This is a genomic window from Streptomyces sp. NRRL S-378 (assembly GCF_000720645.1).
Lineage (GTDB): Bacteria > Actinomycetota > Actinomycetes > Streptomycetales > Streptomycetaceae > Streptomyces.
The window spans coordinates 13,608-39,436 of sequence record NZ_JOBX01000020.1 but is presented as its reverse complement, the minus strand read 5'-3'; the positions used below and the strand labels follow the sequence as shown (position 1 = coordinate 39,436).

The window sequence follows — 25,829 nt, the reverse complement described above, 5'->3', positions numbered from 1 at the left end:
CGGTCGGACGGGCCACGGGAGGACACGGCATGGCAGCCGAACAGCAGGACACGGCAGTACCGGCGGCGGTGCGCGAACAGCACCAGCTGCTGGCCGAGCAGGTCGAGGAGCACCGCTTCCGGTACTACGTGAACGACCAGCCGGTCGTCAGCGACGCCGAGTTCGACCAGCTGCTGCGTTCGCTGGAGGCGCTGGAGGAGCAGTACCCGGAGCTGCGCACGCCCGACTCGCCCACCCAGAAGGTGGCCGGGGCGTACGAGACGGACTTCGCCTCCGTCGAGCACCGCGAGCGCATGCTCTCCCTCGACAACGCCTTCGACGACGAGGAACTGTCCGCCTGGGCCGAGCGGGTGGCCCGGGACACGGGCACCTCCTCGTACCACTACCTGTGCGAGCTGAAGGTTGACGGTCTCGCCGTCAACCTCACCTACGAGAACGGCCGCCTCACCCGGGCGGCCACCCGCGGCGACGGCCGCACCGGTGAGGACATCACGCCCAACGTCCGCACCATCGCCGAGATCCCGGACCGTCTCTCGGGCGACCGGATCCCGGCGCTCGTCGAGATCCGCGGCGAGGTCTACTTCCCGATGGAGAAGTTCGAGGAGCTCAACGCGAGACTCGTCGAGGCCGAGGGCAAGCCCTTCGCCAACCCGCGCAACGCCGCGGCCGGTTCGCTGCGCCAGAAGGACCCGAAGGTCACCGCGAGCCGCCCGCTGCACATGGTCGTCCACGGCATCGGCGCCCGCGAGGGCTTCGAGATCGAGCGCCAGTCGCAGGCGTACGAGCTGCTGCGCGAGTGGGGCCTGCCCACCGCCCGGCACAACAAGGTGGTCTCCTCGCTCGCGGAGGTCCGGGAGTTCATCACGGAGTTCGGCGAGAACCGCCACTCCGTGGAGCACGAGATCGACGGCGTGGTCGTCAAGCTCGACGAGATCGCCCTCCAGGGCCGCCTCGGCTCCACCGCCCGCGCCCCGCGCTGGGCCATCGCCTGGAAGTACGCGCCCGAAGAGGTCAACACCAAGCTGATCGACATCAAGGTCGGCGTCGGCCGTACCGGGCGCGTGACCCCGTACGCCCAGGTGGAGCCGGTCACCGTGGCCGGTTCCGAGGTCGAGTTCGCGACCCTGCACAACCAGGAGGTCGTCAAGGCCAAGGGCGTGCTCATCGGGGACACTGTGGTCCTGCGCAAGGCCGGTGACGTCATCCCCGAGATCCTCGGCCCGGTCGTCGACCTGCGCGACGGCACCGAGCGGGAGTTCGAGATGCCGGCCGAATGCCCCGCCTGCGGGACCGCGCTGCGGCCCATGAAGGAGGGGGACATCGACGTCCGCTGCCCCAACGGTCAAACCTGCCCCGCCCAGTTGCGCGAGCGGCTCTTCTACCTGGCCGGACGGCAGTCCCTGGACATCGAGAACTTCGGCATGGTCGCGGCGGCCGCGCTGACCGGGCCGCTGGAGCCGGCCGAACCGCCCCTGCTCGACGAGGGCGACCTCTTCGACCTGACCATCGAGCAGCTGCTGCCCATCAAGGCGTACGTCCTGGACCAGGACAGCGGACTGCCCAAGCGCGACCCGAAGACGGGCCAGGAGAAGATCGTCACGGTCTTCGCCAACCAGAAGGGCGAGCCGAAGAAGAACGCCCTGGCGATGCTGGAGAACATCGCGGCCGCCAAGGAGCGGCCGCTCGCCCGCATCATCAACGGCCTGTCCATCCGCCATGTCGGACCGGTCGCGGCCGAGGCCCTCGCCCGCGAGTTCCGGTCCATCGCGGCCATCGAGGCGGCGACCGAGGAGCAGCTGACCGCCACCGACGGGGTCGGGGCGATCATCGCGGCCTCCCTCAAGGAGTGGTTCGCGGTCGACTGGCACCGGGAGATCCTGCGCAAGTGGCGGGAGGCCGGGGTGCGGATGGAGGAGGAAGGTTCCGCCGAGGAGGAGGGACCGCGGCCCCTGGAGGGACTGACCGTGGTCGTCACCGGCACTTTGCAGAACCACACCCGGGACGGCGCCAAGGAGGCCCTGCAGAGCCGCGGCGCCAAGGTGACCGGATCCGTCTCCAAGAAGACCTCCTTCGTCGTGGTCGGCGACAACCCCGGCTCGAAGTACGACAAGGCCGTCCAGTTGAAGCTGTCCATCCTCGACGACGCCGGTTTCGCCGTGCTGCTGGAGCAGGGCCCGGACGCGGCGCGCCAGGCCGCGCTTCCGGTGGACGGCGCGGCCGAAGGCGAGTAGACCGAGGGGGCGATCCCCGAAGGGGAGTAGCGAAGGCGAACGGATGCGTGGCGTGCGGCTGTACGGGCGGGCGCACGCCAGGCGCGGCGGACGGTGGTAAACGGCCGGTACAAGGCTGGTCGCAGGGCGATGACCTGTCGGATCATCGGACTGGTGGCAGGGGGCCCCGGTCCAAACTCACCCGTTCGGCGGATACCGTACTGATGAGGATGGCTGGGGCGCATTCGGGCAACCACTGCCGACCGCTGCCCCTGGGAGCCTCCCGCGTCCTACTGTTGAGGGGTGCGCCTGTCGTGCGCGGCTGCAGGATGCGATGTCCGGCCGTGGTGGCACGACATCGGGGCCATCGCGTGACATCGGCATCGCCGGCTGTGAGAGGTACGGGCATGAAACCCACCGAAAGCGCCGACCCGTCACCTGAATTCGGCGGGGACATCCCGTCCATGCGGGCGGGCAGGCTCGGTGTCCTGGGTGCCAGGACACCGGAGACCCGACCGGTCGACACCGGTGAGGGCGGGCAGGGGCGGCGCGGCGTGCTGCCCTTCCTCGTCGTGGGTCTCGCGGTCGTGGTGCTCACCACCGGCATCGCGTCCGCCCTGAGCGACCGTCACGCACTGTTCCCCGGCGGGCCCGTCGGCTGGGCGCTGGCCCTCCTCACCGGCATCATCGTCGGCCACCTGGTCGCCCTCGGCCGGGACCGCTGGTGGGGCGGCACCGGATCGGGCGCCGCGCTCACCCTCGGCGTGCTCATCCTCTACGGCTGGGTGCCCGCCGGACTGGTCTCGCTGGCCGTGGTCTCCCTGGTCGGGGCCGCGCGCCGGCACCGCTGGCGCCAAGGACTGCTCCACGGCTCCGTCGACATCCTCGGCATCGGGGCCGGCGCCCTCGTGCTCGCCGCCTTCGGCGAGACACCCACCGTCGAGACGCCCTGGCTGCCCACCGGCTGGGGGCTGGACGCCGTACCCGAGGTCGTCCTCGTCGCCGTCACCTACCTGCTCGCCACCCGGCTCCTGCTCTGGATCGCGCTCGCGCCGCGCGGCGGCGGGCTGCCCACCGTCGCCCGGACCGCCCTGCTCCGACAGGCCTTAGTGGCGGTCGCGCTGCTCGGCATCGCCCCCCTCATCTGCGTGGTCGCGGTCACCCAGCCGGTGCTGCTGCCGCTCTTCGCCGTACCCCTGATCGCACTGGACTCCACCCTCTGGATCGCCCGGGCACGCGCCGAGGAGCAGCTGCGGGACCCGCTGACCGGCCTGCCGAACCGGCAGTGGCTGCTGGAACGGGCCTGGTCCGCCCTGGACGAGGCTGAACGTTTGGGCACCCGGTCGGCGCTCGTGCTCATCGACCTGGACCGCTTCCGGGCCGTCAACGACACGCTCGGGCACCTGGCCGGCGACCGGCTGCTCCTGCAGATCGCCGACCGGCTGCGCCAGGCCCTGCCCGAGGAGGCCGAGGCCGCGCGCCTGGGCGGTGACGAGTTCGCCGTACTGCTCCCCGTCGCCGACTCCACCACCAGCGCCCAGCGCGTCGCCCGCCACCTGGTCGCGGCACTCAGCTCCCCGCTCGACCTGGACGGACTCACGCTCGTCCTGGAGGCCAGCGCCGGCCTCGCCGTCTTCCCCGACCACGCACTGGACGCGGAGGGGCTGCTGAGGCGCGCGGACGTGGCGATGTACCAGGCCAAGCGGGACCGTACGGGCGTGGAGGTGTACGAGTCCAAGCGCGACAGCAACACGCCCGACCGCCTGGGGCTCCTCGGCGACCTGCGCAGGGCCCTCGACGCCGGCGAGGTGGAACTCCACTACCAGCCGAAGGTCCGCTTCGACGGACAGGTCGCAGGTCTCGAGGCGCTGGTCCGATGGGTCCACCCGGAGCGCGGGCGGGTCCCCCCGGACGAGTTCATCGCCATCGCCGAGACCTCCGGGCTGATGCCGCACCTGACCGAGTACGTGCTGGAGACCGCCCTGGCCCAGGTGGCCCGCTGGCGCGCCCAGGGCCTGAAGGTCCCCGTCGCCGTCAACGTCTCACCGCGCGACGTCCACACCCCCGGCTTCGCCGGAGCGGTGGCCGCGCGACTGGCCCGCCACGGGGTCCCGGCGAGCGGCCTGCAGCTGGAGATAACGGAACACGTCCTGCTGGAGGACCCCCAGCGGGCGGCGGACACCATGGCCGGCCTCACCGGGCACGGCGTGAAGATGTCCCTGGACGACTTCGGCACCGGCTACTCCTCCCTCGTCCACCTGCGCCGCCTGCCGGTCAGCGAGCTGAAGATCGACCGCTCGTTCGTGGGCCGGCTCGCGGTCGACACGCAGGACGCGGAGATCGTCCGGTGCACCGTGGACCTCGCGCACTCGCTCGGCCTGCTCGTCGTGGCCGAGGGCGTCGAGGACGACGAGACCTGGGAGCGGCTGCGGGACCTGGGCTGCGACGCCGTGCAGGGGTGGCTGGTGGCCGCCGCGATGCCGCCGCAGGAGGCCACCGCCTGGCTGCTGGCCCGCGGCGAGCGCGGCTGGCGCCGCCCGGCGGACATCACGGCGGAGCTGGCGGCGGCCGAGGCCGACGCGGTCTGACCGCCGCCGGCCCGCGCCTCGAACGCCGGCAGGGCTCGAGCGCCGGCAGGGCTCGACAGGGCCGGCAGGGCTCGAACGCCGGCCCGCGCCTCGAACGCCGGCAGGGCTCGAGCGCCGGCAGGGCTCGACAGGGCCGGCAGCGCCCTCCGCCTGCCGGCCCCGCCGGGGTTCGAGCCGCCGGGTCCGGGGCGGAGCCCCGGTCGGTGAGCGGCGCCGGTGATCGGGGCGCCGGTCCGGCGGAGCAGCGGACGCACCCCGTACGGCGGGCCCCCGCCCGGACCCGCACGGCGGCCCGGGCCAAACCGTTTCGCAGGCCGAGCGCCCGGACCCATAGGATTGGGTCCGAAACGAAACATCCACCCACCCCCAGAGGATCGCTGCATGCCTGGCATTACGCGCGAGGAGGTCGTCCACCTCGCACGGCTGGCGCGCCTTGAGCTGTCCAGCAACGAGCTGGATCACTTCGCCGGACAGCTCGACGACATCATCGGCGCGGTCGCCCGTGTCTCCGAGGTCGCCGACCAAGACGTCCCGCCGACCTCCCACCCGCTGCCGCTGACGAACGTCATGCGCGCGGACGAGGTCCGTCCGTCGCTCACCCCCGAGCAGGCGCTCTCCGGTGCTCCCGCCCAGGAGCAGCAGCGTTTCAAGGTGCCGCAGATCCTGGGGGAGGACTAACAGCCATGGTCGACATCATCAAGCTCACGGCCGCCGAGACCGCCGAGAAGATCGCCTCCGGCGAGCTCACGGCCGTCGAGGTGACCGAGGCCCACCTGGCCCGCATCGACGCCACCGACGAGAAGGTCCACGCCTTCCTGCACGTGGACCGCGAGGGCGCGCTCGCCCAGGCCCGCGCCGTCGACGCCAAGCGCGCGGCCGGCGAGAAGCTCGGCCCGCTGGCCGGCGTGCCCCTCGCCCTCAAGGACATCTTCACCACGGTCGGGATCCCGACCACCGTCGGTTCGAAGATCCTCGAAGGCTGGATCCCCCCCTACGACGCCACCCTGACGCGCAAGCTCAAGGAAGCCGACGTCGTCATCCTCGGCAAGACCAACATGGACGAGTTCGCCATGGGGTCCTCCACCGAGAACAGCGCCTACGGCCCGACCGGCAACCCCTGGGACCTCACCCGGATCCCCGGCGGCTCCGGCGGCGGCTCCGCCGCGGCCCTCGCCGCGTTCCAGGCCCCGCTCGCCATCGGCACCGACACCGGCGGCTCCATCCGCCAGCCCGCAGCCGTCACCGGCACCGTCGGCGTGAAGCCCACCTACGGCGGCGTCTCCCGCTACGGCATGGTCGCCTTCTCCTCCTCCCTCGACCAGGGCGGTCCCTGCGCCCGTACGGTCCTGGACGCGGCCCTCCTGCACGAGGTGATCGCCGGGCACGACCCGCTCGACTCCACCTCCATCGACGCCCCGGTCCCGCCGGTCGTCGAGGCCGCCCGCAACGGGTCGGTCGCCGGCATGCGCGTCGGTGTCGTCAAGCAGTTCGCAGGCGAGGGCTACCAGGCCGGCGTCGTCCAGCGCTTCAACGAGTCGGTGGAGCTCCTCAAGGAGCTCGGCGCCGAGATCGTCGAGCTGGACTGCCCGTCCTTCGACCTCGCGATGGCCGCGTACTACCTGATCGCACCCTCCGAGTGCTCCTCGAACCTGGCCCGTTTCGACGCCATGCGCTACGGCCTGCGCGTCGGCGACGACGGCACCAAGTCCGCCGAGGACGTCACCGCCCTGACCCGCGAAGCCGGCTTCGGCGACGAGGTCAAGCGCCGCGTCATCCTCGGTACGTACGCGCTCAGCTCCGGCTACTACGACGCGTACTACGGCTCCGCCCAGAAGGTCCGCACCCTCATCTCGAAGGACTTCGAGAAGTCCTTCGAGCAGGTCGACGTGATCGTCTCCCCGACGACCCCGACCACCGCCTTCCCCATCGGCGAGCGCACCGACGACCCGCTCGCCATGTACCTCGCGGACCTGTGCACCATCCCGACCAACCTGGCCGGCAACTCCGCCATGTCGCTCCCCTGCGGCCTGGCACCGGAGGACGGCCTCCCGGTCGGGCTGCAGATCATCGCCCCCGCCATGAAGGACGACCGGCTGTACAAGGTCGGCGCGGCCGTCGAGGCCGCCTTCGTCGCGCGCTGGGGTCACCCGCTGCTCGAGGAGGCACCGTCGCTGTGAGCACCAGTGCACTGTCCAAGGCCAAGGGCTTCAAGAAGTCCAAGACCGGCACCTACCTGTCGATCGGCACCACCGCCTTCGGCGCCATCAGCGTGATCAAGCAGGTCAAGAAGGCCCGCAGCGAGAACGACATGCTGAAGCTGGTCGACGCCGCCGTGTCCGCCGCCGCCATCGTCACCGGCCTCGCGATCCTGTACCGCGAGCTCAAGCGCCTGGGCGACGACGACGTCCTGCTGGGCTGAGAGGGAAAGTTTCACCGTGACCACCTTCACCGAACTGCTGTCGTACGAGGACGCCCTGGCGTCGTACGACCCCGTCATGGGCCTCGAGGTCCATGTCGAGCTCGGCACCAGGACCAAGATGTTCTGCGGCTGCTCCACCGAGCTCGGCGGCGAGCCCAACTCGCAGACCTGCCCGACCTGCCTCGGCCTGCCCGGATCCCTCCCGGTCGTCAACGCGATCGGCGTCGAGTCCGCCATCAAGATCGGTCTCGCGCTGAACTGCGAGATCGCCGAGTGGTGCCGCTTCGCCCGGAAGAACTACTTCTATCCGGACATGCCGAAGAACTTCCAGACCTCCCAGTACGACGAGCCCATCGCCTTCAATGGCTACCTGGACGTCCAGCTGGAGGACGGCGAGATCTTCCGCGTGGAGATCGAGCGCGCCCACATGGAGGAGGACACCGGCAAGTCGCTGCACGTCGGCGGCGCCACCGGCCGTATCCACGGCGCGTCCCACTCCCTGCTGGACTACAACCGTGCCGGCATCCCGCTCATCGAGATCGTCACCAAGCCGATCGAGGGCGCGGGCGAGCGGGCCCCCGAGGTCGCCAAGGCGTACGTGGCCGAGCTGCGCGAGGTCATCAAGGCGCTCGGCGTCTCCGAGGCCCGCATGGACAAGGGCCAGATGCGCTGCGACGTGAACCTGTCGCTGCGTCCCAACGGGACGAAGGAATTCGGCACCCGCTCGGAGACCAAGAACGTCAACTCGCTGCGTTCCGTCGAGCGCGCCGCGCGCTTCGAGATCCAGCGGCACGCGGCCGTGCTGTCCTCCGGTGGCTCGATCGTGCAGGAGACCCGGCACTTCCACGAGGAGGACGGCTCCACCACGGCCGGCCGCATCAAGGACAACGCCGAGGACTACCGGTACTTCCCGGAGCCCGACCTGGTGCCCGTGGCGCCGGCCCGTGAGTGGGTCGAGGAGCTGCGCACCGGTCTGCCCGAGATGCCGCGCGTGCGCCGCAACCGCCTCCGCGAGGAGTGGGGCGTCAGCGAGCACGACATGCAGTCGATCCTCAACGCGGGCGCGGTGGACTCCATCGTCGCCACCATCGAGGAGGGCGCCGACCCGGCCGCCGCCCGCAAGTGGTGGATGGGCGAGCTGGCCCGCAACGCCAACGAGCAGGGCGTCGTCGTCGACGAGCTGCCGATCACCCCGGCGCAGGTGGCCCGGGTCGCGGCCCTGGTCGCGGCGGGCGACCTGAACGACAAGCTGGCCCGTCAGGTCATCGAGGGCGTCCTCGCCGGCGAGGGCACCCCGGACGAGGTCGTCGAGAAGCGCGGCCTGAAGGTCGTCTCGGACGAGGGCGCGCTCGGCGCGGCCGTCGACGAGGCCATCACGGGCAACGCCGCCATCGCCGACAAGATCCGCGGCGGCAAGATCGCCGCGGTCGGAGCCCTGGTCGGCGCGGTCATGAAGACCACCCGCGGCCAGGCCGACGCGGCGCGCGTCAAGGAGCTCATCCTGGAGCGCCTGGGCGTTTCCGAGGGCTGAGCCCTTCGGCCCCTGACGGCCCGAACACCCCGAGGCCCCGCACCCGTTGGTGCGGGGCCTCGGTCGTCTCCTGCACACTGGACGATCAAGTCGGCCGAAGGGCGGGGGAGTTGCGGGTGGAGATCGGGGCGATGGTCATTGCGGCCGTGGGCGTGGCGGGCACCCTGGGTGGGGCGCTCCTCACCCAGCGCGGCGTGGAGCGCGCGAAACGCAGGGAGCTGGAACTCCTGCGCGGTCACGAGGAGATCCGCGACTACCTGACGCTGCGGCGGTCCTGCTACGCGGACCTCAACCGGGACGCCCGGCAGTTCACCACCGCCCTCAACCGTCACCTCCACGTCATGCGCGAGCGTACGGTCGAGGAAGCGGACCGGGAGGCGCTCGACGCGGCGAAGGACGCCCAGCGCGACCGCTACTCCGAGGCGCAGATGATCGCCCCGGATGCGGTGCTCGGGCCTGCGAGCGCCGTCAACGACGCCCTGAGCGTGGTCTACGGCCAGGTCAAGCGCCTGGAACGGGGCGCCCCCGAGGAGGGCGAGACGATGGCCGCGGTCTCCGGGGCCCAGCAGGAGATCTGGGCACTGCTCCGGGAGATGCGTGCGGCCATGCGGGCCGACCTCGGGGTGTCGGACGGGACCGGCTCCGTCAGCGCTTGAGCACGGGGGCCGCGAGGACGGCGTTGCCGCGGTCCTTGCACCCCTGTTCCACCTTGATGCGCAGGCGCAGGGCACCCTTGATGTCCAGGGACTTGGTGACGGGCTTGCCCAGGTGGACCAGTTCGGAGAAGGTCGCCGGTTTGTCGTCCACCGAGATGGTCAGCCGCGCCTGTTCCACGGTCGACCCGTCGTCGATCCCGGCGGTGAACTCCAGTGTGGACCAAGCCCTGTTGACGTCGTACTCGATGGCCGCACCGTAGTAGCAGCTGCCGAGCAGCGCCGCCCCGTACTCCGTGGTGTTCAGCTTGGCCGAGCCGACCTCGAAGTTGTCCACGTCGCCCACGGAGGCCAGCACGGTCAGGTCGGCGACGTTGCTGTCCTTGACCGCCCCCGGGGCGTGGGCGCCCGAGGAGGACGCCGCCGGTGTCGGGGAGGCCCCGGGCGTGGCCCCGTCCGTGGCCGCCTGCTCCGAAGGGGCCGGTGACGCGGGGGCCGTGGCCGCCGGGGTGGTGTCCCCGCCGGCCTTGCCGTCCTTGGCGGCGTCCGGTCCGCCCTTGTTCCCGAGGAGCCGTACGCCGAGCACCGCGAGCACGGCCAGTACCGCCACGGTGGCCGCCGAGCCCAGGACCACCGCGGTCCGCTTCCTCTTCGCCCTGCCCGGGGGCGCGGGCTCCGGAGCGCTCCCCGCAGGGCCCGGGCTCGCGTGGTACGCCGCCGGGCCGTAGCCGGCGGGGACCGCGTCGGGAACCGTGTCGGGCACGGTGGACGGCGGCGTGGCGAGCGGCGGGGCCGGCACGGCCGGTGCCGTCGGCGCCGGGTCGGGCGCAGTCGCCGGGGCGGTCGTCACGTACGGCGGCGGCTGGGGCGCGGCCTCGGCGGGCCGGGCCGGCGGCGCGGCGGGCTGGGGCGGCACCACGGGCGGCGGAGGCGCCGTCGGCTTCGGCGGGGAGTCCTGGAGGGCGGACCGCTGCGACGTCGTGGAGGTGGCGGTGGACACCACGGCGCGGCGTACGTCCTTCATCCACCCGGCCAGGTTCACCGGCCGCCGGGAGGGTTCCTCCGCGTAGAGGTCGGTGATCCGGGCCCGCTGTTCGGCGTCCAGCACCGCGATCTGCGGCAGTTCGGCCATCGCCCGCGCCAGCTGCTGCGGGGAGGCGGGCGGCGACTCCCCGCTGAGCAGGAAGTACGCGATCGCCCCGAAGGCGTACCGGTCGGTGCCCGGTGTCCGCTTGCCCTCGAACACCTCGGGCGCCGCGTAGCCGGGGGTGAACCAGACCTCGGCCGTCTGGTGATCGGCGGTCAGCTTGCTGAGGCCGAAGTCCACCAGCGTGGCCTGCCCGTGCGCGTCGACCATCACATTGCCGGGGGAGAGGTCGCCGTGGACGACCTGGCGCCCCGAGGGCGTGGCCTTCCCCGAGTGCAGCCAGTCCAGCACCTCGGCCAGCTGCTCCAGGGTCCGCATGACCTCGCGCCGCTCGGCGGCGGTGGCGAGCGTCCGTTCGGCCCGCCAGTCCCGCAGGTCGAGCCCGTCGATGTGGTTCATGACCAGGACGAGCGCCCGGCCGGTCAGGGTGGACGATTCCCCGGGCCGGTGGATCGGCGGCCCCTCGAAGTGCTCGCGCACCCCCACGACGCCGGGCCGGTGGACGAATCTCAGCAGTTCCGCCTGCTCGTTCCACTTCTGGCTGATGCGGTCGAAGACCTCTGGCGTGATGGTCGTCTTGGAGTCGAGCACCTTGACGACGACGGGCTCCGACCCGCCGGCGAGCTCGATCTCGGCGAGGTAGAGCACGGCCTCCCCGCCGCGCCCGATCGACCTGAGCAGGCGGTAGCGGTCCGCTGCCGCGTCCGGCCCGATGTGCAGAATCTGGCTGGTCAATGTCCCCCCAGCGGCGGGTTGGTGAGTGACCATCAGTCTTTCGTGACCGGAATCACCCGGTCAATCGGAACGATCGTTTGCCGTGACCGTCCAGGTGTTCGCCGTCGCCGGGGCGCCCGGCTCGCGGAACCGCCCACCGGGCAGCCTCCGTTCGCCGAACGCCCCGCCGGTGGGCGGCGCAGGTCAGCGGCTTCCCGCGGGCGGCGCCGGTGCGTCGAGGAAGACGAGGCGGGCCAGCTTGGCCGGGAGGTGGACCTCGGGCAGGTCGATCTCCGGCAGCACCACCTCGGGGCCGAGCACGAACCCGGTGCGTTCCAGCCGCGCGATGGCCTTGGTGTTGCGCGCGTCCGGCTCGGCGACCACGCGCCGGGTGGCCGGGTCGGAGAACACGAAGGAGAGGAAGGCCGCCAGGAGGCCCCCGGTGAAGCCGGGCCGGGGGTCGCCCTCGCAGGGGCCGATCAGCAGGTGCACGCCGACGTCGCCCGGACGGGCGTCGTAGCACTCGCACACCCGGTCCGCTTCGCAGTCGTACGTCTGGAAGAGCGCGACCGGCTCGTCCTCCAGGGCCACGAGGAAGGCGTGGTGAGTGGTGCGGCGGTCGATGTCCTCGTAGATCTCCCGGACCAGTTCCAGGCCGGCCCCGCCCATGCCCCAGAAGCGGGCCCGCTCCTGCGTGACCCAGCTGTGGATCAGGCCGGCGTCGGCGGCCGGATCGACCGGGGTGACGGTGACGGTGCCGAAGCCCTCCACGAGGTGGGTGTGGACGGGCTGCCGGGCGGCGGCTGCGGCGGTCATACCGACTCCTCGGTCAGCCGGGCCCAGTCGGTGACGACGGGAACGAGTTCGCAGCGCGCCCACAGGGGCAGCTGGTCGCGGTGATGGGGGCTGCCGGTGACGCCGTCCGCGCCCAGCGGGACCGCCCAGAGGCTGTCCTCGCGGCGGGCCAGGTCCCATACGTAGCGGGCCGCCGACGCACGGGCGGTGACGTCGGTGAAACCGGGTACGGACGAGGTGGCGTTCACGCAGTCGTGGTCGCCGCCGAGGCCGGGCCACTCGGGGGCGTCGGGGTCGGGTACCGCCTGCCAGGGGGCCAGGCGGTGGACCTCCGACCACGGGGTGTCGGGGGAGCCCGCCGCGGCGGTCTCCTCCAGGGCGGCCCGGACGTGCGCCGCGCGGTCCAGCTCCGGCACGAGGGACGTGGTGAGCAGGCCTTCGAGCGCGTAACCGATCTTGGGCACCAGGTACAGCCAGGGGTGGAACACCGCAGGTCCGGAGGGCGCCCCCGCCAGGTCCGCGAAGACGGGATCGGCGGCGAAGCGGCGTACGGTCGCGGTCCGGAAGGCCGAGAAGACGGTGGCGTCGGTGCTGTCCGCCTCCATGCGCCGGTCCCAGGCCAGCAGCCGGGTGCGCAGCTCCCGTGCGGCCGGGGTCAGCCCGTCGAAGCCGGGCAGCAGGGCGAGCAGCGGCTCGGCCGAGGCCAGGTGGGTGTCGCGGTGCACGTCGGCCATCGCCTTCGGCGACCAGTCCGCGGAGCCGCTGAGCAGCTCGCGGATGCGGTCGGCGCGGTGCGGGGGCGCGAACTCCACGCCCAGCGGGGAGGCGATGCCGCGCGCGTTCGCCATCACGGCGAAGCCCTGCACGGGCTCGGCCGGGGTCGGTGCCCAGCCCTGCCAGGCGTGCTCCGGGTCCCACGCGGGCACGGGGCGCAGCCGGTTGGCGGGGTGGCGCAGCGGAACGGCGCCCGCGACGCGGTGCAGCAGGCCGCCCTCGGTGTCGGCGGCGTGGACGACGTTGACCGGCTCGGCCCAGCCGTCGAGGGCGCGGTCGATGTCGGCGACGGTCCGGGCCCGCAGCAGGGCGGGCAGGACGGCGAAGCCGAGATCGCGCCGGACGCGGGGCGGGTAGCGCAGGGAGAGGGTCTGCGTGCTGCCGTCGGCGCGGCTCGCGGCGTCGGCATCGGCGACGTCCGCGTCCGCACCGGGGTCGCCGGGCGCGTGCACGACCACCGGGCCGCGGGCGGTCTCCAGGATCTCCACCTCGACGTCGTCGCCGCCCGCTACGGCGATGGTCTCCGTGTGGCGTGCGACGGGCTCCCAGACCCCGTCCGGGCCGAGGGCCTCGACGACGCAGCCGTCGCCGCGGCGCAACTGCTCTACGTACAGGTCCTGGTAGTCGGACATGGCGTTGGTGATGGCCCAGGCGGCGCTGCCGGTGTGCCCGAAGTGGGCGAGGCCGGGGACGCCGGGGACGGCGAGGCCCAGGACGTCGTAGTCCGGACAGGACAGGCGGATCTGCTGGTAGACGCCCGGGTCCTCGATGAAGCGGTGCGGGTCGCCCGCGATGATCGCCGCGCCGGTGGTGGTGCGGTCGCCGGGCACCATCCAGCCGTTGCTGCCGGCGATGCGGGGACCGTCGGTGGCGAAGAGGGTGAGCGCGTCGTCGCCCAGGGCGCGGGCCACGCGCTCGCGCCACAGCTTGGTGGGGAAGCCCGCGAAGAGGATGTGCGTGGCGATCCAGATCGCCAGCGGCACCCACGGTTCCCAGGGCGAGGGGGCGAGGCCGGTGCGGGCGAAGCGCTCGTCGCGGGCGGCACCGGCGGCCAGGCCCTCGTTGACGCCGTCCACGTACGAGCGCACCCAGGCGGCGGTCGCGGGGTCGTCGGTCTCCATGGCCGCGAAGCAGAGGCGGGCGGTGTCGGCGAGGCGGCTCTGGCGGGCGAAGCGGTCCCAGGTGACGGAGTCCGGGCCGAGGAAGGAGGCGCTGGAGCCCTCGGCGCGGTGCCGTTCCACCTCCAGCTGCCAGGCGCGGTCGTGGGCGGTGACCCGGCCCTGGGCGTGGGCGAGCGCGAGTTCGCCCGATGCGCGCAGGTGGGGGATGCCCCAGGGGTCGCGGAAGACGTCGTAGGATTCCGGGGTCTGCCCGGAGGGCCTGCCCCGGGCGCCCGCGTCCGACGCCGGGTCGCTCTGGCTGCTCACACTGCTGCTCACGCTGCTCACACTCTCCCCGATGGCGCATTAGGTTAGGCTGACCTAACTATAAAGGTGTCAGGGGAGGGGTCGGACATGGCGGTCGGCAAGGGTTGGGAGGGCGTGGTCCTCAAGCTCCTGCGGGGCAAGGACTTCACGTTCACGGTGACCGGGGCGGAAGACGTCACGGAGCACTACCGCCGGGTGTACTTCACCGACGGCGGACTGCTGGCCGCCGCCGGCGAATCGCTGCACCCGACGATGTGGGTACGGGTCTGGTTCCAGAACGCGGGCAAGCCGCACCAGCGGGCCTACACCCTGGTGGACCCTGATCCCGAAGCGGGCACCTTCTGCTTCGAGTTCGCCCTGCACGACGGGGTCGCCAGCGACTGGGCGCGCGGCGCGAAGCCGGGCGACACCGTCGAGGCCACCGTGCAGGGCACCGGATTCTCCGCCCCGGCGCCGTCCCCGGAACGCCTGCTGGTCATCGGCGACCCCGCCTCCCTCCCGGCGATCAACTCACTGCTGGACGCCTTCCCCCGCCTGCCCGCGACCATCTGGTTCGAGACCCAGCACACCTCCGACACGGACCTGCCGGTACGCCTGGACGCGGAGCGGCACGACATGCGCCGGGTGCCGCGGGACGGCACGGCGCTGGCCGACCGGGTCCGGGCCGAACTGCCGGAGCTGCTCGGCGACCCGGGATCGGCATACGTCTGGCTCGCCTGCGACACGGCCACGACCCGCACCCTGACGGCCTACCTGCGCAAGGACCTCGGCCTGCCGAAGCAGCGGGTCAACGGCCTGGGGTACTGGCGCGCCGCCTAGACCTGTTGTCCGGGCGGGTGCGGGTGCGGGTGCGGGTGCGGGTGCGGGCGCGCTTGCGCGTGCGGCGCGGGCCGGGGCGGGGGACGGGGCCTATGCCCCGGTCGCCCCGTCGATCGCCTCGCGCAGGAGGTCCGCATGGCCGTTGTGGCGCGCGTACTCGTGGATCAGGTGGAGCATGACCAGGCGCAGCGAAGCCTCCTCCTCCCACCGCGGCACGAACGCCGTCACCTCCAGGGACGCGGCGGCCGCCTCGATGCGGCGGGCGCGCGCCACCTCCTCCTCCCAGGCGGTGAACGCCTCGGCGCGGCTCGAACCGGAGGCGTCGTAGGCGGCCTGGAAGTCGTGGCTGTCCGACCACAGGTGCGGGAGCTCCTCGCCGCCGATGACACGGCGGAACCAGTGCCGCTCCACCTCTGCCATGTGCCGGACCAGTCCCAGCAGCGACAGGGTGGACGGGGGCATCGAGGCCCGGCGCAGCTGCTCGTCGGTGAGCCCCTCGCACTTCCAGGCGAGGGTGGCCCGGTGGTAGTCGAGGTAGGCGCGGAGGGTCTCGCGTTCGTCCCCGGTCAGGGGCGGGCTGATGCGTTCCATGTCCAAGATCCTGCCCGTCGGCCCCGGGGCCGCGGAACCCCCGTCCTGCGCCGGGCCGGCCCGGCGTGACCGGCCCGTGCGGCCTCAGTCCGCGTCCGGGCCCGGCCGCGTCCAGATGTACGGCACCGTCACGCCCATCACCCCGAAGCCCAGCCGCTCCAGGATCGGACGGCTGTCGTCCGAGGCGTCCACCTGGAGGTAGGGGATGCCGAGCTCCGCCGCCAGGCGCGCACGGTGGGCGACGAGAAGGCGGTAGATGCCCCGGCCGCGCCACTGCGGGACCGTCCCGCCGCCCCACAGGCCGGCGAAGGCCGCCCCCGGCCGCATCTCCATCCGCGCGGCGCTCACCGGGACGTCACCCGCCATCGCGACCACCGCGGCGATGGTCTCCGGTTCGTCGCGCAGCCGGCTCAGCAGCGCCTCCCGGATCCGGGGCCGCTCCGTGCCGAAGGCCCGCGCGTGGACCTCCATCATCAGGTCCACCCCGGCCCCGTCCGTCACCACCCGCAGGGTGATCCCCTCCGGCGGCTCCACCGGCAGCTGCGCGAGCTCGGCCACCAGTCCCACCATCAGCGTCTCCGGCGGCTCCGGTACGAAGCCCGCGGCGCGCAGCCGGTCCCCGAGGTCCACCGGCCGGTCGTGCTCGTACAGCTTCCACTCGAAGTCCGGGCAGCCGCGCTCCGCGAAGAAGGCCACCTGCGCGGCGATCTGCGCGTCCGCCGTCTGCGCGTCGAGGTCCGACCAGAGCACGCCGTTCCAGCCGAGGCCGGGCACGCTCTGCCGGACGACCGGGCCCACCCGTTCCACGAGCGCGTCCCCGCCGTCGGCCTGCGCACCCTCGCGCACCTCGGCGTCGAACCGGGCGCGCACCTTCAGCAGTTCATCAAGATCCATCGTCATCCGCCCAGCTCACCAGTGACCTGCGGGCCGCACAACTGCATTAGCCTCACCAGCGTGAACGACGACCTCACCATCTACACCGGCAAGGCCGCCCCCGACGCCGCCGCCGACCGCGGCTGGCTCCTCGGTCACTTCAAGGACCCGGCCGATCCCCGTCACAGCGAGGACGTGGAGATCAAATGGGGTGTCCACCCCAAGGGCGACGAACGCGAGCGCTGGGCGACCGCCGAGAAGCGCACCGCGCTGCTGGTCCTGATCAGCGGACGTTTCCGGCTGGAGTTCCCGGGGCGGACCGTCGTCCTCGCCGAGCAGGGCGACTACGTGCTCTGGGGGCGCGGCGTCGACCACTCCTGGTACGCGGAGGAGGACGCGGTCGTCCTCACCGTCCGCTGGCCCTCGATCCCCGGCTACCGGGTCGACGAGCCCGAGGACCGGGAGAACGCCCTCGCCCCGGCGACCTCCGGAGGGACCGGGACCCCGGCCGGCACCTGAGTTCCCGCACCCCTCCCGATCCTGCTGTGACGATGCACACGAAATGGGCCAACGATCACGAAACGCTGAGATCGTGGGGGTTGCAGACCATCTGGGCCGAACCACGGGGCGACCCCCGGGCCTTCGGCCGGGCCTTCACGAGTTCACGCGTTCTTTGCGACGGGCTGTCTCCCGGTAAAGATCCGAACCCACCAGGGAGCACGTCCGTTGGCAGTCTTCGCGCGGTGGTGCATGCGCCACCGCCTCCTCGCCGTCCTGATCTGGCTGCTCGCCCTCGGCGGGACCGCGGCGGCCGCAGTGACCGCCGGAGCGGCGTTCTCCAACGACTACGAGGTCCCCGGCACCGAGTCCGGGAAGGCGAACGACCTCCTGCGTGAAGGCTTCCACGGCCAGGGCGGCGACACCGACACCATCGTGTGGCGGGCCCCGGACCATCACAGCGTCCGCACCCCGGACATCGAGCAGCGCATGACCCGGGCCCTCGACGCCGTCGCCGCACTGCCCGGTGTCGGGTCGGTCGCCGGACCGTACGGTTCCGGCCCCGAGAGCGCCGCGCGCATCAGCCCCGACGGGCGCACCGCCTACGCCGTGGTGACCTTCGACCGGCCGGCCGACGCCGTACCCAAGGCCCAGGCCAGGGCCGTCGTCGACACCGCGAAGAACCCCACCACCGAGGCCGGCGGACTCCAGGTCGAACTGGGCGGCCGCGCCATCCAGCTCACCGAGGCCCCCACCGCGCACCTCGCCGAGATCATTGGCGTGGCCGTCGCGGCCCTCGTCCTCTTCCTCGCCTTCGGATCCCTCGCCGCGAGCCTGCTGCCCATCGCGACCGCCCTCGTCAGCGTCGGCACCGCCTATTTCGGCATCACCCTGCTCGGTCACGCGATGCCGGTCGCCGACTTCGCCCCCATGCTCGGCACCCTCATCGGCCTCGGCGTCGGCATCGACTACGCGTTGTTCATCGTCACCCGGCACCGCAAGGGCCTCATGCGCGGCCTTCCCGTGGAGGAGGCAGCCGCCGGGGCCGTCGCCACCACCGGCCGGGCCGTCGTCTTCGCGGGCCTCACCGTCTGCATCGCGCTGCTCGGCATGCTGGTGCTGCGGCTGAGCTTCCTCAACGGCGTCGCGATAGCGGCATGCGTGACGGTCGTCCTGACCGTCGCCGCCTCGGTGACCCTGCTGCCCGCGCTGCTCTCCTGGATCGGCCTGCGCGCCCTCTCCGGCCGTGAGCGCCGCAGGCTCGCCGCCGAGGGCCCGCAGCCCGAGCGGACCTCCGGCTTCGCCGCCCGCTGGTCCGCCTTCGTCGAGCGCCACCCCAAACTGCTCGGCGCCGTCGCCACCGCCGTCATGGTGGTCCTGGCCCTGCCCACCCTCTCGCTCCACCTGGGCACCTCCGACCAGGGCAACAACCCCGCCGGTTCCACCACCCGACAGGCCTACGACCTGCTCGCGGACGGCTTCGGGCCCGGCGCGAACGGCCCGCTCGCCGTCGTCGCCCGCCTGGACGGCGCCGGGGACCGGCTCGCCGTGGACCGGCTGGAGCAAGCCCTCCGGGCGACGCCGGGCGTCGCCTCCACCGGCCCCGCCGTCTTCAACCGCAGCGGCGACACGGCCGTCCTGACTGTCGTACCGGACTCCGCCCCCCAGTCCCGGGCCACGAGCGACCTCGTCGACACGCTCCGGCAGGACGTCATCCCGCGCGCCGGCCAGGACAACTCCATGGAGGTCCACGTCGGCGGAGTGACAGCCGCCTACGACGACTTCGCCGAGGTCATCATCGGGAAGCTGCCGCTGTTCGTGGGCGTGGTCATCGCCCTCGGCTGCGTCCTGCTGCTGCTGGCCTTCCGGTCCATCGGCATCCCGCTGAAGGCGGCGGCCATGAACGTCGCCGCCGTCGCCTCCTCCTTCGGCGTCGTGGTCGCGATCTTCCAGTGGGGCTGGGGAAGCGAACGGCTGGGCCTGGGCAGCGCAGGCCCCATCGAGCCCTTCCTGCCCGTGATCATGGTGTCCGTCCTCTTCGGACTGTCGATGGACTACCAGGTCTTCCTCGTCAGCCGGATGTACGAGGAGTGGCTGGAGACCGGCGACAACAGGCGCGCCGTGCGCGTCGGCCTCGCCGAGACCAGCCGGGTCATCAACTCGGCCGCCGTCATCATGATCTCCGTCTTCCTCGCCTTCGTGCTCAGCGGCGACCGCATCATCGCGATGTTCGGCATCGCGCTCGCCGCGGCCGTGGCCCTCGACGCCTTCGTCCTGCGCACCCTCCTCGTCCCGGCCCTGATGCACATGCTCGGCGGCGCCAACTGGTGGCTGCCGGCCTGGCTCGACCGGCGGCTCCCCCGGATCAGCATCGAGCCCCCCGAGCACCGTCCGCATGCGAAACTTCCGGCACAGCGGTCCGACACCGTCCCCACCACGAGCGAGGACGAGGCCGAGCCCGCCACAGCCTCCCGGTGATCCGGCGAACCGCCGCACGAGACCCAAGGAAGAAGCCGCATGTTCTCGATAGACCTCGCCGAAGGCGCCCAGCTGTTCCCGCTGGAGGCCCGGCACGCCGAGGAGTTCTTCGCGCACATCGAACGCGGCCGCGAGTACATCGGCCAGTACGTCGGCTTCCCGGACCGGTCCCCGGACGTCGACTCCGCCAGGGCCTTCCTGGCCAAGTACGCCGTGAAGGCCGGTGAGGACGGCGCCCGCTTCTTCGGCATCCGCCTCGACGGCACCCTCGTGGGTGGCGTCCTCTTCCCCAACTTCGACGCCGACGGCGGGAACTGCGAGATCGGCTGCTGGCTGGAGCCCGCCGCGGCCGGCCGCGGCCTGGTGACCAAAGCCTGCCGGGTCCTGATCGACTACGCCTTCGGCGAGCGCGGCATGCACCGCGTCGAATGGCACGCCGCCACCGGCAACAAGAAGAGCCTCGCCGTCGCCGAACGCCTCGGCATGACCCGCGAAGGCGTCATGCGGGAGAACTACCTCCACCGGGGCGTCCGCCAGGACACCGAGGTCTGGTCGGTCCTCGCCCACGAGTGGGCCGCAACCCGCTCCTCCTGAGGCACGCCGCCAGGGCCCCGCCGACCGCGGGGCCCGATGCGGCCACGACCACCGGATTCTCAGAGAACTCTCAGACACGGCCCCTACGGTGCCCCGCATGGACACCACGAAGACCCCCGCCCCGAACGCCGCCGAGGCGGACACCACCCCGGTCGACCTCGAGAAGACCGAGACCGCCCAGGACGCCGCGACCGAGGCCAAGGCCGACGCCGCCCTCGACGCCGCGACCGACACCGACACCGGCTCCGCCCTCGCCGACCCCGACCTCGACGACGACTTCGCCGAGGACCCGGCGGACGACGAGCAGCCGAGCCACGTGGGCTCCGCGGCCTTCGCGATCGTCTCCGCCGGTCTCTCCGTCGTCGCCCTCAGCGGAAGCTGGGTCGCAGGCATCGTGTCCGAGCGCGCGAGCGTCGCCGCCCGTCTGGAGCTGAGCCAGGCCGCCGACGCCAATGCGCAGATCGCCGCCCAGTTCGTCGACCCGTGGCACACCACCGCGATGGTCAACGGTGTCTTCTCGGCCCTCGCCCTCATCATCGCCACCTTCGTGCTCGCCCTCCCCGCCTTCAGCACCCCCGAGCGCACCCTCCCGACCTGGGTGCGGTCCGTCTCCTGGGCCGGCATCGGCCTGGGCGCCCTCGGCGTACTGCTCTTCGTCCTCATGTACTTCGACCTCCTCCTGGCCGTCCCGAAGGCAGGGGCTGCCTAGGCAGTGCCTCAGTCGCCCGCGGGCCGTCCCGGGCACCCCGCGCCGGGCTAAGGCCCCCGGCCCCCGCCGGATGCGGCATGCGACCGATGCGCCGGTACCCCCTGGGAGGCGAATCTCGGATCACACCGAACGAGGTGCCGAGAACCGCAACCAGGGAGTACGAGATGTTCGAGCACGAGATCGCCGCCGCCGCCCGCACCACCGACCTCCTCCGCGAGGCCGCCGCGTACCACGTGGTCCGGGAAGCCCGGAAGGCGCGCCGCGCCACCTCACGCGGCCAGGACCCCCGGGGGCGGGTGACAACACCGGGGACCCGCGGCGCCCGTTCCGCGCCCCGGCCCGCGTGAGCCGTCCCGCCGTGCGGAACGACCCCGTATCGGGTGCCGCAGGCCACGGGCCCTGTGCGATGCTCGGCGACGTGGAGACCAGATCTGTCAGCCCGGTGTTCGTCGGCCGCGCCGACGAACTGGCCGTACTCACCGACGCACTGACCCGTGCCGGGGGCGGGGAGCCCCAGGCGATGCTCATCGGGGGAGAGGCCGGGGTCGGCAAGACCCGCCTCACCGAGGAGTTCCTCTCCGAAGCGGACCGGCGGGGCGCCGTCGTCGCCGTCGGCGGCTGTGTGGAGATAGGGGCGGAGGGTCTTCCCTTCGCCCCCTTCTCGACGGCACTGCGCACCCTGCACCGCCTGCTCCCCGAGGAGTTGGCCGCTGCGACCGCGGGCCAGGAGGACGAACTCGCCCGGATCCTCCCCGAACTCGGCGACACCCCCAGGGGACCGCACGACGAGGAGAGCACCGCCCGGCTCTTCGAACTCACGGGCCGGATGCTGGAGCGACTCGCCGCCGACCGCACCGTCGTCCTCGTCCTGGAGGACCTGCACTGGGCGGACGCCTCCACCCGGCACCTGCTCTCCTACCTCTTCCGCACCCTCGCCGCAGGCCGTCTCGTCGTCGTCGCCACCTACCGCTCGGACGACGTCCACCGCCGCCACCCGCTGCGCCCGCTCCTCGCCGAACTCGACCGGCTCCGCACCGTCGGGAAGATCGAGCTCTCCCGCTTCAACCGCGCGGAGGTACGCCGCCAGCTCGCCGGCATCCTCGCGGCACAGCCCGACGAGGACTTCGTGGACACCGTCTTCGACCGGTCCGACGGCAACGCCTTCTTCGTCGAGGAACTCGTCGCCTCCCGGGAGAGCGGCTGCCGCACCGGCCTCACGGAATCCCTGCGCGACCTCCTCCTCGTCCGCGTCGAGGTCCTGCCCGACGACACCCAGCGCCTGGTGCGCATCGTCGCCGAGGGCGGCTCCACCGTGGAGTACCCGCTGCTGCGCGCCGTCGCCGGGCTCGCCGAGGACGAACTGATCGAGGCGCTCAGAGCCGCGGTCGGAGCCAACATCCTGCTCGCCACCCCCGACGGCGACGGCTACCGCTTCCGGCACTCGCTGGTCCGCGAGGCCGTCGGCGACGACCTGCTGCCCGGCGAGCGCGCCCGCGTCAACCGCCGCTACGCCGAGGCGGTGGAGGCCGACGCCCACCTGATCCGCGCGGAGGAGCGGGTCATCCGGCTGGCCAGCCACTGGTACCACGCGAACGACCCCGCCAAGGCGCTGCCCGCCGTACTGGCCGCCTCCGTCGCCGCCCGCCGCCGCCACGCCTACTCCGAGCAGCTGAACCTGCTGGAGCGGGCGCTGGACCTGTGGGACAGCGCCCCGGAGGAGGTCCGCGAGGCGCTTCGCCCGGCCGACTACACCGACGTGTACCCGCCCTGCGGCTGCGATCCCGCCACCACCCCGCTCCAGCGCCTCGACCTGCTGGCCGAGGCGACCGTCGCTGCGCGTTACGGAGGGGAACGCGAACGTGCCCTGAAGATCACGAAGACGGCGCTGCACCTGCTGGAGGAGAACGGCGACCCGCTGCGGGCCGCGTGGTTCTGGACCGAGCGCTCCCGCCTGGTCGCCTCCCTCGGCCGCGGCGACGGCTGGGAGGAGATAGCCAGGGCGCAGGACCTCGTCCGGGGGCTGCCCCCGTCCCAGGTGCACGCCGAGGTCCTGGTCCGGGCCGCGAGCTGGGGCATGCTCCACAAGCCCGGACCGGGCAACCTCGCCGCCGCCGAACGCGCCGTCGAATACGCCCGGATGGTCGGCGCGGCCGAGACCGAGCTCAACGCCCGGATCACGGTCGGAGCGCTGCTCACCGACGCGGGCGACGGCCCGGGCGGCATCGCCGAGATGTACGCGGTCAGGGAACGGGCCATGGAACTCGGGATGGCGCTGCTGGCAGGTCGTGCGCATATCAACCTCTCCTCTCAGCTGGAAAGCCTGGGACGGTCCCACGAGGCCGTGGAACTGTGCGAACAAGGGACCGAACTGGCCCGGCGGTCCCGGCTGCTGGACACCGAGGCCTGGATCTGCGGAAACATGGCCGAGAGCCTCTACAGCCTCGGCCGCTGGGACGAGGCCGCCGAAGCGGCCCGCCGCACCCTGCTGGTCGGCCGGAGCGCGGCCCCGCGCGGCTCCGCCTCCGCACGGCTCGCCCACCTGGCCCTGGCCCGGGGCGAGTCGGCGGAGGCGGCCCACCGGCTCGCCGCCGCCCACAGCCACTTCGGCACGCACGAGATCCAGCCGCAGCACCGGATCCCGCTGCACCGCCTGGCGATCGGGGTGGCCGCGGGGGAGGGCCGGATCGCCGACGTCCGCACCGAGACGGCCGCCGCCGTGGCCCGCGGCTTCCCGCTCGGCCAGCACCGCTACGCCTGGCCCCTGCTGCTCGCCTCCGCCTCAGCCGAGGCGGACGCCCGCGGGCTCCCCGCCGCCGAAGCCGGCCGCGCCGCCGCCCTGGACGTGCTGCGCACCGCCGCCCGCACCCTCGCCACCCCGGTCCCGGTGTGGACCGCGCACGCCGAATACCTGCGGGCCGAACTACTGCGGGCCGAGGCCCGGGACACCGTCACCGACTGGACCGCCGTGGAAGAGGCCGTCCGCCCGCTGCAGCGCCCGTACCTCCTGGCCCGGGCCCGCCACCGGCTCGCCGAGGCCCTGCTGGCCGTCGGTGACCGGGAGCCCGCTGCCGTACTGCTGCGCGAGGCCCACGCCACCGCCGACCGGATCGGCTCACGCCGGCTGCGTGAGGACCTGGCCCTGCTCGCCCGGCGCGCACGGATCCCGCTGACGGCCGACGCCACACCTGCGGAAGCCCCCGAGGCGCAGCCGGACCCGGCCGAGGCGTTCGGCCTGACCAGCCGCGAGCGGGACGTCCTGCGCCTGGTGGCTGCGGGCAGCACCAACCGCAAGATCGCCGAGGAGCTCTTCATCTCCCCGAAGACGGCGAGCGTGCACGTCTCGAACATCCTGGCCAAGCTGGGTGTCGCCGGCCGCGGGGAGGCGGCCGCACTCGCCCACCGGCTCAGGCTCTTCCCCCCACCCGGTCCGGCCTCCCCACCCGGTCCGGGGCCGGTCAGTGCCCCTCGGCGGGCTCCTCGTCCAGGCGTATGAGCACCCTGCCGGAGTCGAGGTCTATCGGTCCCCGTCCCGGATCGTTGTCGCCCACATCGGTCCGGGACAGCTCCAGCCGCTTCTTCTCGTCGTTCGTGTGCTTGCGTCCCGGGTTGAACAGCTCCTCGATCATGTTGAACACCGTGTCCACGCACCCTTCGCCCCCGCCCGGGGGCACGCCGGTCACCGCACCGTCAGTGTCAGGATCCTGTCGTCGCCCGCCTCCGGCGACCCGCGCCCGTCCGTTTCGCTCGTGACCAGCAGCAGCCGGTCACCCCCGAGAGCGATCACGGACCGCAGCCGGCCGTACTTGTCCGCCAGGAAGGCCTCCGGCTCGGCCACCGGCGCCGTCCCCGACAGCGGGATCCGCCACAGCCGCGCGCCCTTCAGCCCGGCCATCCATATCGACCCCTCCGCCCAGGCGATACCGCTCGGCGAGGCCTCGTCCGTCTTCCACACCGCCACCGGATCCCGCATGCCCGGCCTGCCGGCCTTCCCCTCGGCCTCGGGCCAGCCGTAGTTCGCACCGGGCTCGATCAGATTCAGCTCGTCCCAGGTGTTCTGGCCGAACTCGGCCGCCCACAGCCGTTTGTCCTTGTCCCAGGCGAGGCCCTGCACATTGCGGTGCCCGTAGGAATAGACGACCGAATCCGCCTCCGGATTGCCGTGCACCGGATCCCCGTCCGGAGTCATCCGCAGGATCTTGCCGCCGAGCGACTTCCTGTCCTGCGCGAGCCCGGTGACGCCGGTCTCTCCCGTTCCCGCATACAGCATCCTGTCCGGGCCGAAGGCGATCCGTCCGCCGTTGTGGATCAGGCCCTTGGGGATCCCCCGGAACACGGTGTCCGGCGCGCCCAGTTGCTGCCCGGGAGGTCTCTGCTCGTCATAGCGCAGTCGCGCTATCCGGTTGTCGGACGCGGTCGTGAAGTAGACGTACACCAGACGGTCCGAGGCGAAGTCCGGCGACAGCGCGAGGCCCAGCAGCCCGCCCTCGCCGCCCGGCTCCACGCCCGGCACCTCGCCGATCTGCGTCACCGTGCCCGACCCCGCGGCGACCCGGCTGATCGTCCCCTTGTCCCGGGAGGCGACCAGCAGGTCACCCCCGGGGAGAGGGGCCACGCCCCAAGGCGACTCCAGGCCCTTGGCGACCTCGCCGGTGACCGTCACCGCCCCCTTCGCGGGCGGCCCGGACGCCGACGGCGAGGCGGCGCCGCTCCCGGAGGGGCCCGGTGACCCCGTCGCCGCCGATGTCGCTCCCGGTGGGGAACCGCCCCGCCCGGCGTCCGGGGCGCCCTCCGGGGAGCATCCCGTCACCAGCAGCGCACCGCACCCGGCCAGCGCGACCGCTGCCAGCACGCTCCGGTGCCGCCCGCCCTGCCCCTCGTACCCCGCCTGCCCCTCGTACCCCGCCTGCCCGGGAGAACTTCCGAATCGCATCGCCCTGCTCCCTTCCGGTCCTCCGATCCTGCCCTTCACCCGTCTCAACAGCCGGGGCAGTTCCTGAAGTTCCACCACT

21 protein-coding genes are annotated in these 25,829 nt (G+C 72.8%); 14 read left to right on the top strand and 7 right to left on the bottom strand.

Features of this window, described 5'->3' with window-relative positions:
• Window positions 1-29 precede the first annotated feature (29 nt).
• The 7 genes from ligA (at window position 30) to IH80_RS0116700 (ending at window position 9,404) form a co-directional block, all read left to right on the top strand.
• Window positions 30-2,231 carry an NAD-dependent DNA ligase LigA gene (gene ligA / locus IH80_RS0116730; protein WP_030961284.1) on the top strand — a complete coding sequence of 734 codons (2,202 nt, stop codon included), beginning with the start codon at window positions 30-32 and terminating at the stop codon, window positions 2,229-2,231.
• A gap of 386 nt (window positions 2,232-2,617) precedes the next feature.
• Window positions 2,618-4,798, top strand: a complete 2,181-nt coding sequence (locus tag IH80_RS0116725) for a bifunctional diguanylate cyclase/phosphodiesterase (RefSeq protein WP_234432265.1) — start codon at window positions 2,618-2,620, stop codon at window positions 4,796-4,798.
• A 381-nt stretch (window positions 4,799-5,179) separates the two neighbouring features.
• On the top strand, window positions 5,180-5,476 hold the full coding sequence (gene gatC, locus IH80_RS0116720) for an Asp-tRNA(Asn)/Glu-tRNA(Gln) amidotransferase subunit GatC (protein WP_030030671.1): 297 nt from the start codon (window positions 5,180-5,182) through the stop codon (window positions 5,474-5,476).
• Window positions 5,477-5,481: 5 nt separating this feature from the next.
• The gene (gatA, locus tag IH80_RS0116715; protein WP_030961281.1) at window positions 5,482-6,975 is read left to right on the top strand and encodes an Asp-tRNA(Asn)/Glu-tRNA(Gln) amidotransferase subunit GatA; all 1,494 of its coding nucleotides are present in this window, start codon (window positions 5,482-5,484) and stop codon (window positions 6,973-6,975) included.
• Entirely contained in the window at window positions 6,972-7,217 is a 246-nt protein-coding gene (locus IH80_RS0116710) for a hypothetical protein (RefSeq protein WP_030961279.1), read from the top strand. Before gatA ends, IH80_RS0116710 begins: the two co-directional genes overlap by 4 nt.
• 16 nt (window positions 7,218-7,233) lie before the next feature.
• Window positions 7,234-8,748 (top strand): Asp-tRNA(Asn)/Glu-tRNA(Gln) amidotransferase subunit GatB, encoded by a 1,515-nt coding sequence (gene gatB, locus IH80_RS0116705; RefSeq protein WP_030961278.1) that lies wholly within the window; start codon window positions 7,234-7,236, stop codon window positions 8,746-8,748.
• Window positions 8,749-8,864: 116 nt separating this feature from the next.
• Window positions 8,865-9,404: a hypothetical protein gene (locus IH80_RS0116700; RefSeq protein ID WP_030961277.1), complete on the top strand. Its 540-nt coding sequence runs from the start codon at window positions 8,865-8,867 to the stop codon at window positions 9,402-9,404.
• On the opposite strand, the gene IH80_RS39420 is transcribed toward IH80_RS0116700, so the two are convergent.
• The 3 genes from IH80_RS39420 to IH80_RS0116685 all read right to left on the bottom strand — a co-directional run bounded on the left by IH80_RS39420 (window position 9,394) and on the right by IH80_RS0116685 (window position 14,270).
• Window positions 9,394-11,283 carry a protein kinase domain-containing protein gene (locus IH80_RS39420; RefSeq protein ID WP_037880196.1) on the bottom strand — a complete coding sequence of 630 codons (1,890 nt, stop codon included), beginning with the start codon at window positions 11,281-11,283 and terminating at the stop codon, window positions 9,394-9,396. The two genes, IH80_RS0116700 and IH80_RS39420, sit on opposite strands and share 11 nt — an antisense overlap.
• A 183-nt stretch (window positions 11,284-11,466) precedes the next feature.
• Window positions 11,467-12,078 carry a GNAT family N-acetyltransferase gene (locus IH80_RS0116690; protein WP_030961275.1) on the bottom strand — a complete coding sequence of 204 codons (612 nt, stop codon included), beginning with the start codon at window positions 12,076-12,078 and terminating at the stop codon, window positions 11,467-11,469.
• Window positions 12,075-14,270, bottom strand: coding sequence for a penicillin acylase family protein (locus IH80_RS0116685; protein WP_420708794.1), 2,196 nt, complete (start codon window positions 14,268-14,270; stop codon window positions 12,075-12,077). Before IH80_RS0116685 ends, IH80_RS0116690 begins: the two co-directional genes overlap by 4 nt.
• Window positions 14,271-14,345: 75 nt before the next feature.
• On the opposite strand from IH80_RS0116685, the gene IH80_RS0116680 reads away from it, so the two are divergent.
• Window positions 14,346-15,077, top strand: coding sequence for a siderophore-interacting protein (locus IH80_RS0116680; protein WP_030961273.1), 732 nt, complete (start codon window positions 14,346-14,348; stop codon window positions 15,075-15,077).
• A gap of 90 nt (window positions 15,078-15,167) precedes the next feature.
• Here the strand turns inward: IH80_RS0116680 and IH80_RS0116675 are convergent, their stop codons facing one another.
• A complete protein-coding gene (locus tag IH80_RS0116675; RefSeq protein WP_030961271.1) occupies window positions 15,168-15,668 on the bottom strand; it encodes a DinB family protein in 501 nt (166 codons plus the stop codon).
• An 84-nt stretch (window positions 15,669-15,752) separates the two neighbouring features.
• Window positions 15,753-16,562 (bottom strand): GNAT family N-acetyltransferase, encoded by an 810-nt coding sequence (locus IH80_RS0116670; protein WP_030961269.1) that lies wholly within the window; start codon window positions 16,560-16,562, stop codon window positions 15,753-15,755.
• 60 nt (window positions 16,563-16,622) lie between these two features.
• Here IH80_RS0116670 and IH80_RS0116665 point away from each other — a divergent pair, with 60 nt between their 5' ends.
• The 6 genes from IH80_RS0116665 to IH80_RS0116640 all read left to right on the top strand — a co-directional run bounded on the left by IH80_RS0116665 (window position 16,623) and on the right by IH80_RS0116640 (window position 24,313).
• The gene (locus tag IH80_RS0116665) at window positions 16,623-17,060 is read left to right on the top strand and encodes a hypothetical protein (protein ID WP_051809411.1); all 438 of its coding nucleotides are present in this window, start codon (window positions 16,623-16,625) and stop codon (window positions 17,058-17,060) included.
• A gap of 207 nt (window positions 17,061-17,267) precedes the next feature.
• The gene (locus IH80_RS0116660; protein WP_030961267.1) at window positions 17,268-19,517 is read left to right on the top strand and encodes an MMPL family transporter; all 2,250 of its coding nucleotides are present in this window, start codon (window positions 17,268-17,270) and stop codon (window positions 19,515-19,517) included.
• A 39-nt stretch (window positions 19,518-19,556) separates the two neighbouring features.
• On the top strand, window positions 19,557-20,111 hold the full coding sequence (locus tag IH80_RS0116655; protein ID WP_030961266.1) for a GNAT family N-acetyltransferase: 555 nt from the start codon (window positions 19,557-19,559) through the stop codon (window positions 20,109-20,111).
• Window positions 20,112-20,208: 97 nt separating this feature from the next.
• Window positions 20,209-20,820 carry a hypothetical protein gene (locus IH80_RS0116650; protein ID WP_037880194.1) on the top strand — a complete coding sequence of 204 codons (612 nt, stop codon included), beginning with the start codon at window positions 20,209-20,211 and terminating at the stop codon, window positions 20,818-20,820.
• Window positions 20,821-20,984: 164 nt separating this feature from the next.
• Window positions 20,985-21,167 carry a hypothetical protein gene (locus tag IH80_RS0116645; RefSeq protein WP_030961262.1) on the top strand — a complete coding sequence of 61 codons (183 nt, stop codon included), beginning with the start codon at window positions 20,985-20,987 and terminating at the stop codon, window positions 21,165-21,167.
• Window positions 21,168-21,226: 59 nt separating this feature from the next.
• A complete protein-coding gene (locus tag IH80_RS0116640; protein WP_078906574.1) occupies window positions 21,227-24,313 on the top strand; it encodes a helix-turn-helix transcriptional regulator in 3,087 nt (1,028 codons plus the stop codon).
• On the opposite strand, the gene IH80_RS39415 is transcribed toward IH80_RS0116640, so the two are convergent.
• Complete coding sequence (locus tag IH80_RS39415) at window positions 24,276-24,464, bottom strand: DUF6191 domain-containing protein (protein ID WP_386393934.1); 189 nt, start codon at window positions 24,462-24,464, stop codon at window positions 24,276-24,278. The two genes, IH80_RS0116640 and IH80_RS39415, sit on opposite strands and share 38 nt — an antisense overlap.
• 32 nt (window positions 24,465-24,496) lie before the next feature.
• On the bottom strand, window positions 24,497-25,750 hold the full coding sequence (locus IH80_RS0116630) for a PQQ-dependent sugar dehydrogenase (protein WP_078906573.1): 1,254 nt from the start codon (window positions 25,748-25,750) through the stop codon (window positions 24,497-24,499).
• Window positions 25,751-25,829 lie beyond the last annotated feature (79 nt).

Bases quoted from the DNA above. Each gene is read 5' to 3' on its own strand.
- IH80_RS0116680 (WP_030961273.1), top strand. From the start codon at position 14,346: ATGGCGGTCGGCAAGGGTTGGGAGGGCGTGGTCCTCAAGCTCCTGCGG.
- IH80_RS0116690 (WP_030961275.1), bottom strand. From the start codon at position 12,078: ATGACCGCCGCAGCCGCCGCCCGGCAGCCCGTCCACACCCACCTCGTG.
- gatA (WP_030961281.1), top strand. From the start codon at position 5,482: ATGGTCGACATCATCAAGCTCACGGCCGCCGAGACCGCCGAGAAGATC.
- ligA (WP_030961284.1), top strand. From the start codon at position 30: ATGGCAGCCGAACAGCAGGACACGGCAGTACCGGCGGCGGTGCGCGAA.
- IH80_RS0116630 (WP_078906573.1), bottom strand. From the start codon at position 25,750: ATGCGATTCGGAAGTTCTCCCGGGCAGGCGGGGTACGAGGGGCAGGCG.
- IH80_RS0116725 (WP_234432265.1), top strand. From the start codon at position 2,618: ATGAAACCCACCGAAAGCGCCGACCCGTCACCTGAATTCGGCGGGGAC.
- IH80_RS0116655 (WP_030961266.1), top strand. From the start codon at position 19,557: ATGTTCTCGATAGACCTCGCCGAAGGCGCCCAGCTGTTCCCGCTGGAG.
- IH80_RS0116640 (WP_078906574.1), top strand. From the start codon at position 21,227: ATGCTCGGCGACGTGGAGACCAGATCTGTCAGCCCGGTGTTCGTCGGC.
- IH80_RS0116670 (WP_030961269.1), bottom strand. From the start codon at position 16,562: ATGGATCTTGATGAACTGCTGAAGGTGCGCGCCCGGTTCGACGCCGAG.
- IH80_RS0116675 (WP_030961271.1), bottom strand. From the start codon at position 15,668: ATGGAACGCATCAGCCCGCCCCTGACCGGGGACGAACGCGAGACCCTC.
- gatC (WP_030030671.1), top strand. From the start codon at position 5,180: ATGCCTGGCATTACGCGCGAGGAGGTCGTCCACCTCGCACGGCTGGCG.
- IH80_RS0116650 (WP_037880194.1), top strand. From the start codon at position 20,209: ATGGACACCACGAAGACCCCCGCCCCGAACGCCGCCGAGGCGGACACC.
- IH80_RS0116645 (WP_030961262.1), top strand. From the start codon at position 20,985: ATGTTCGAGCACGAGATCGCCGCCGCCGCCCGCACCACCGACCTCCTC.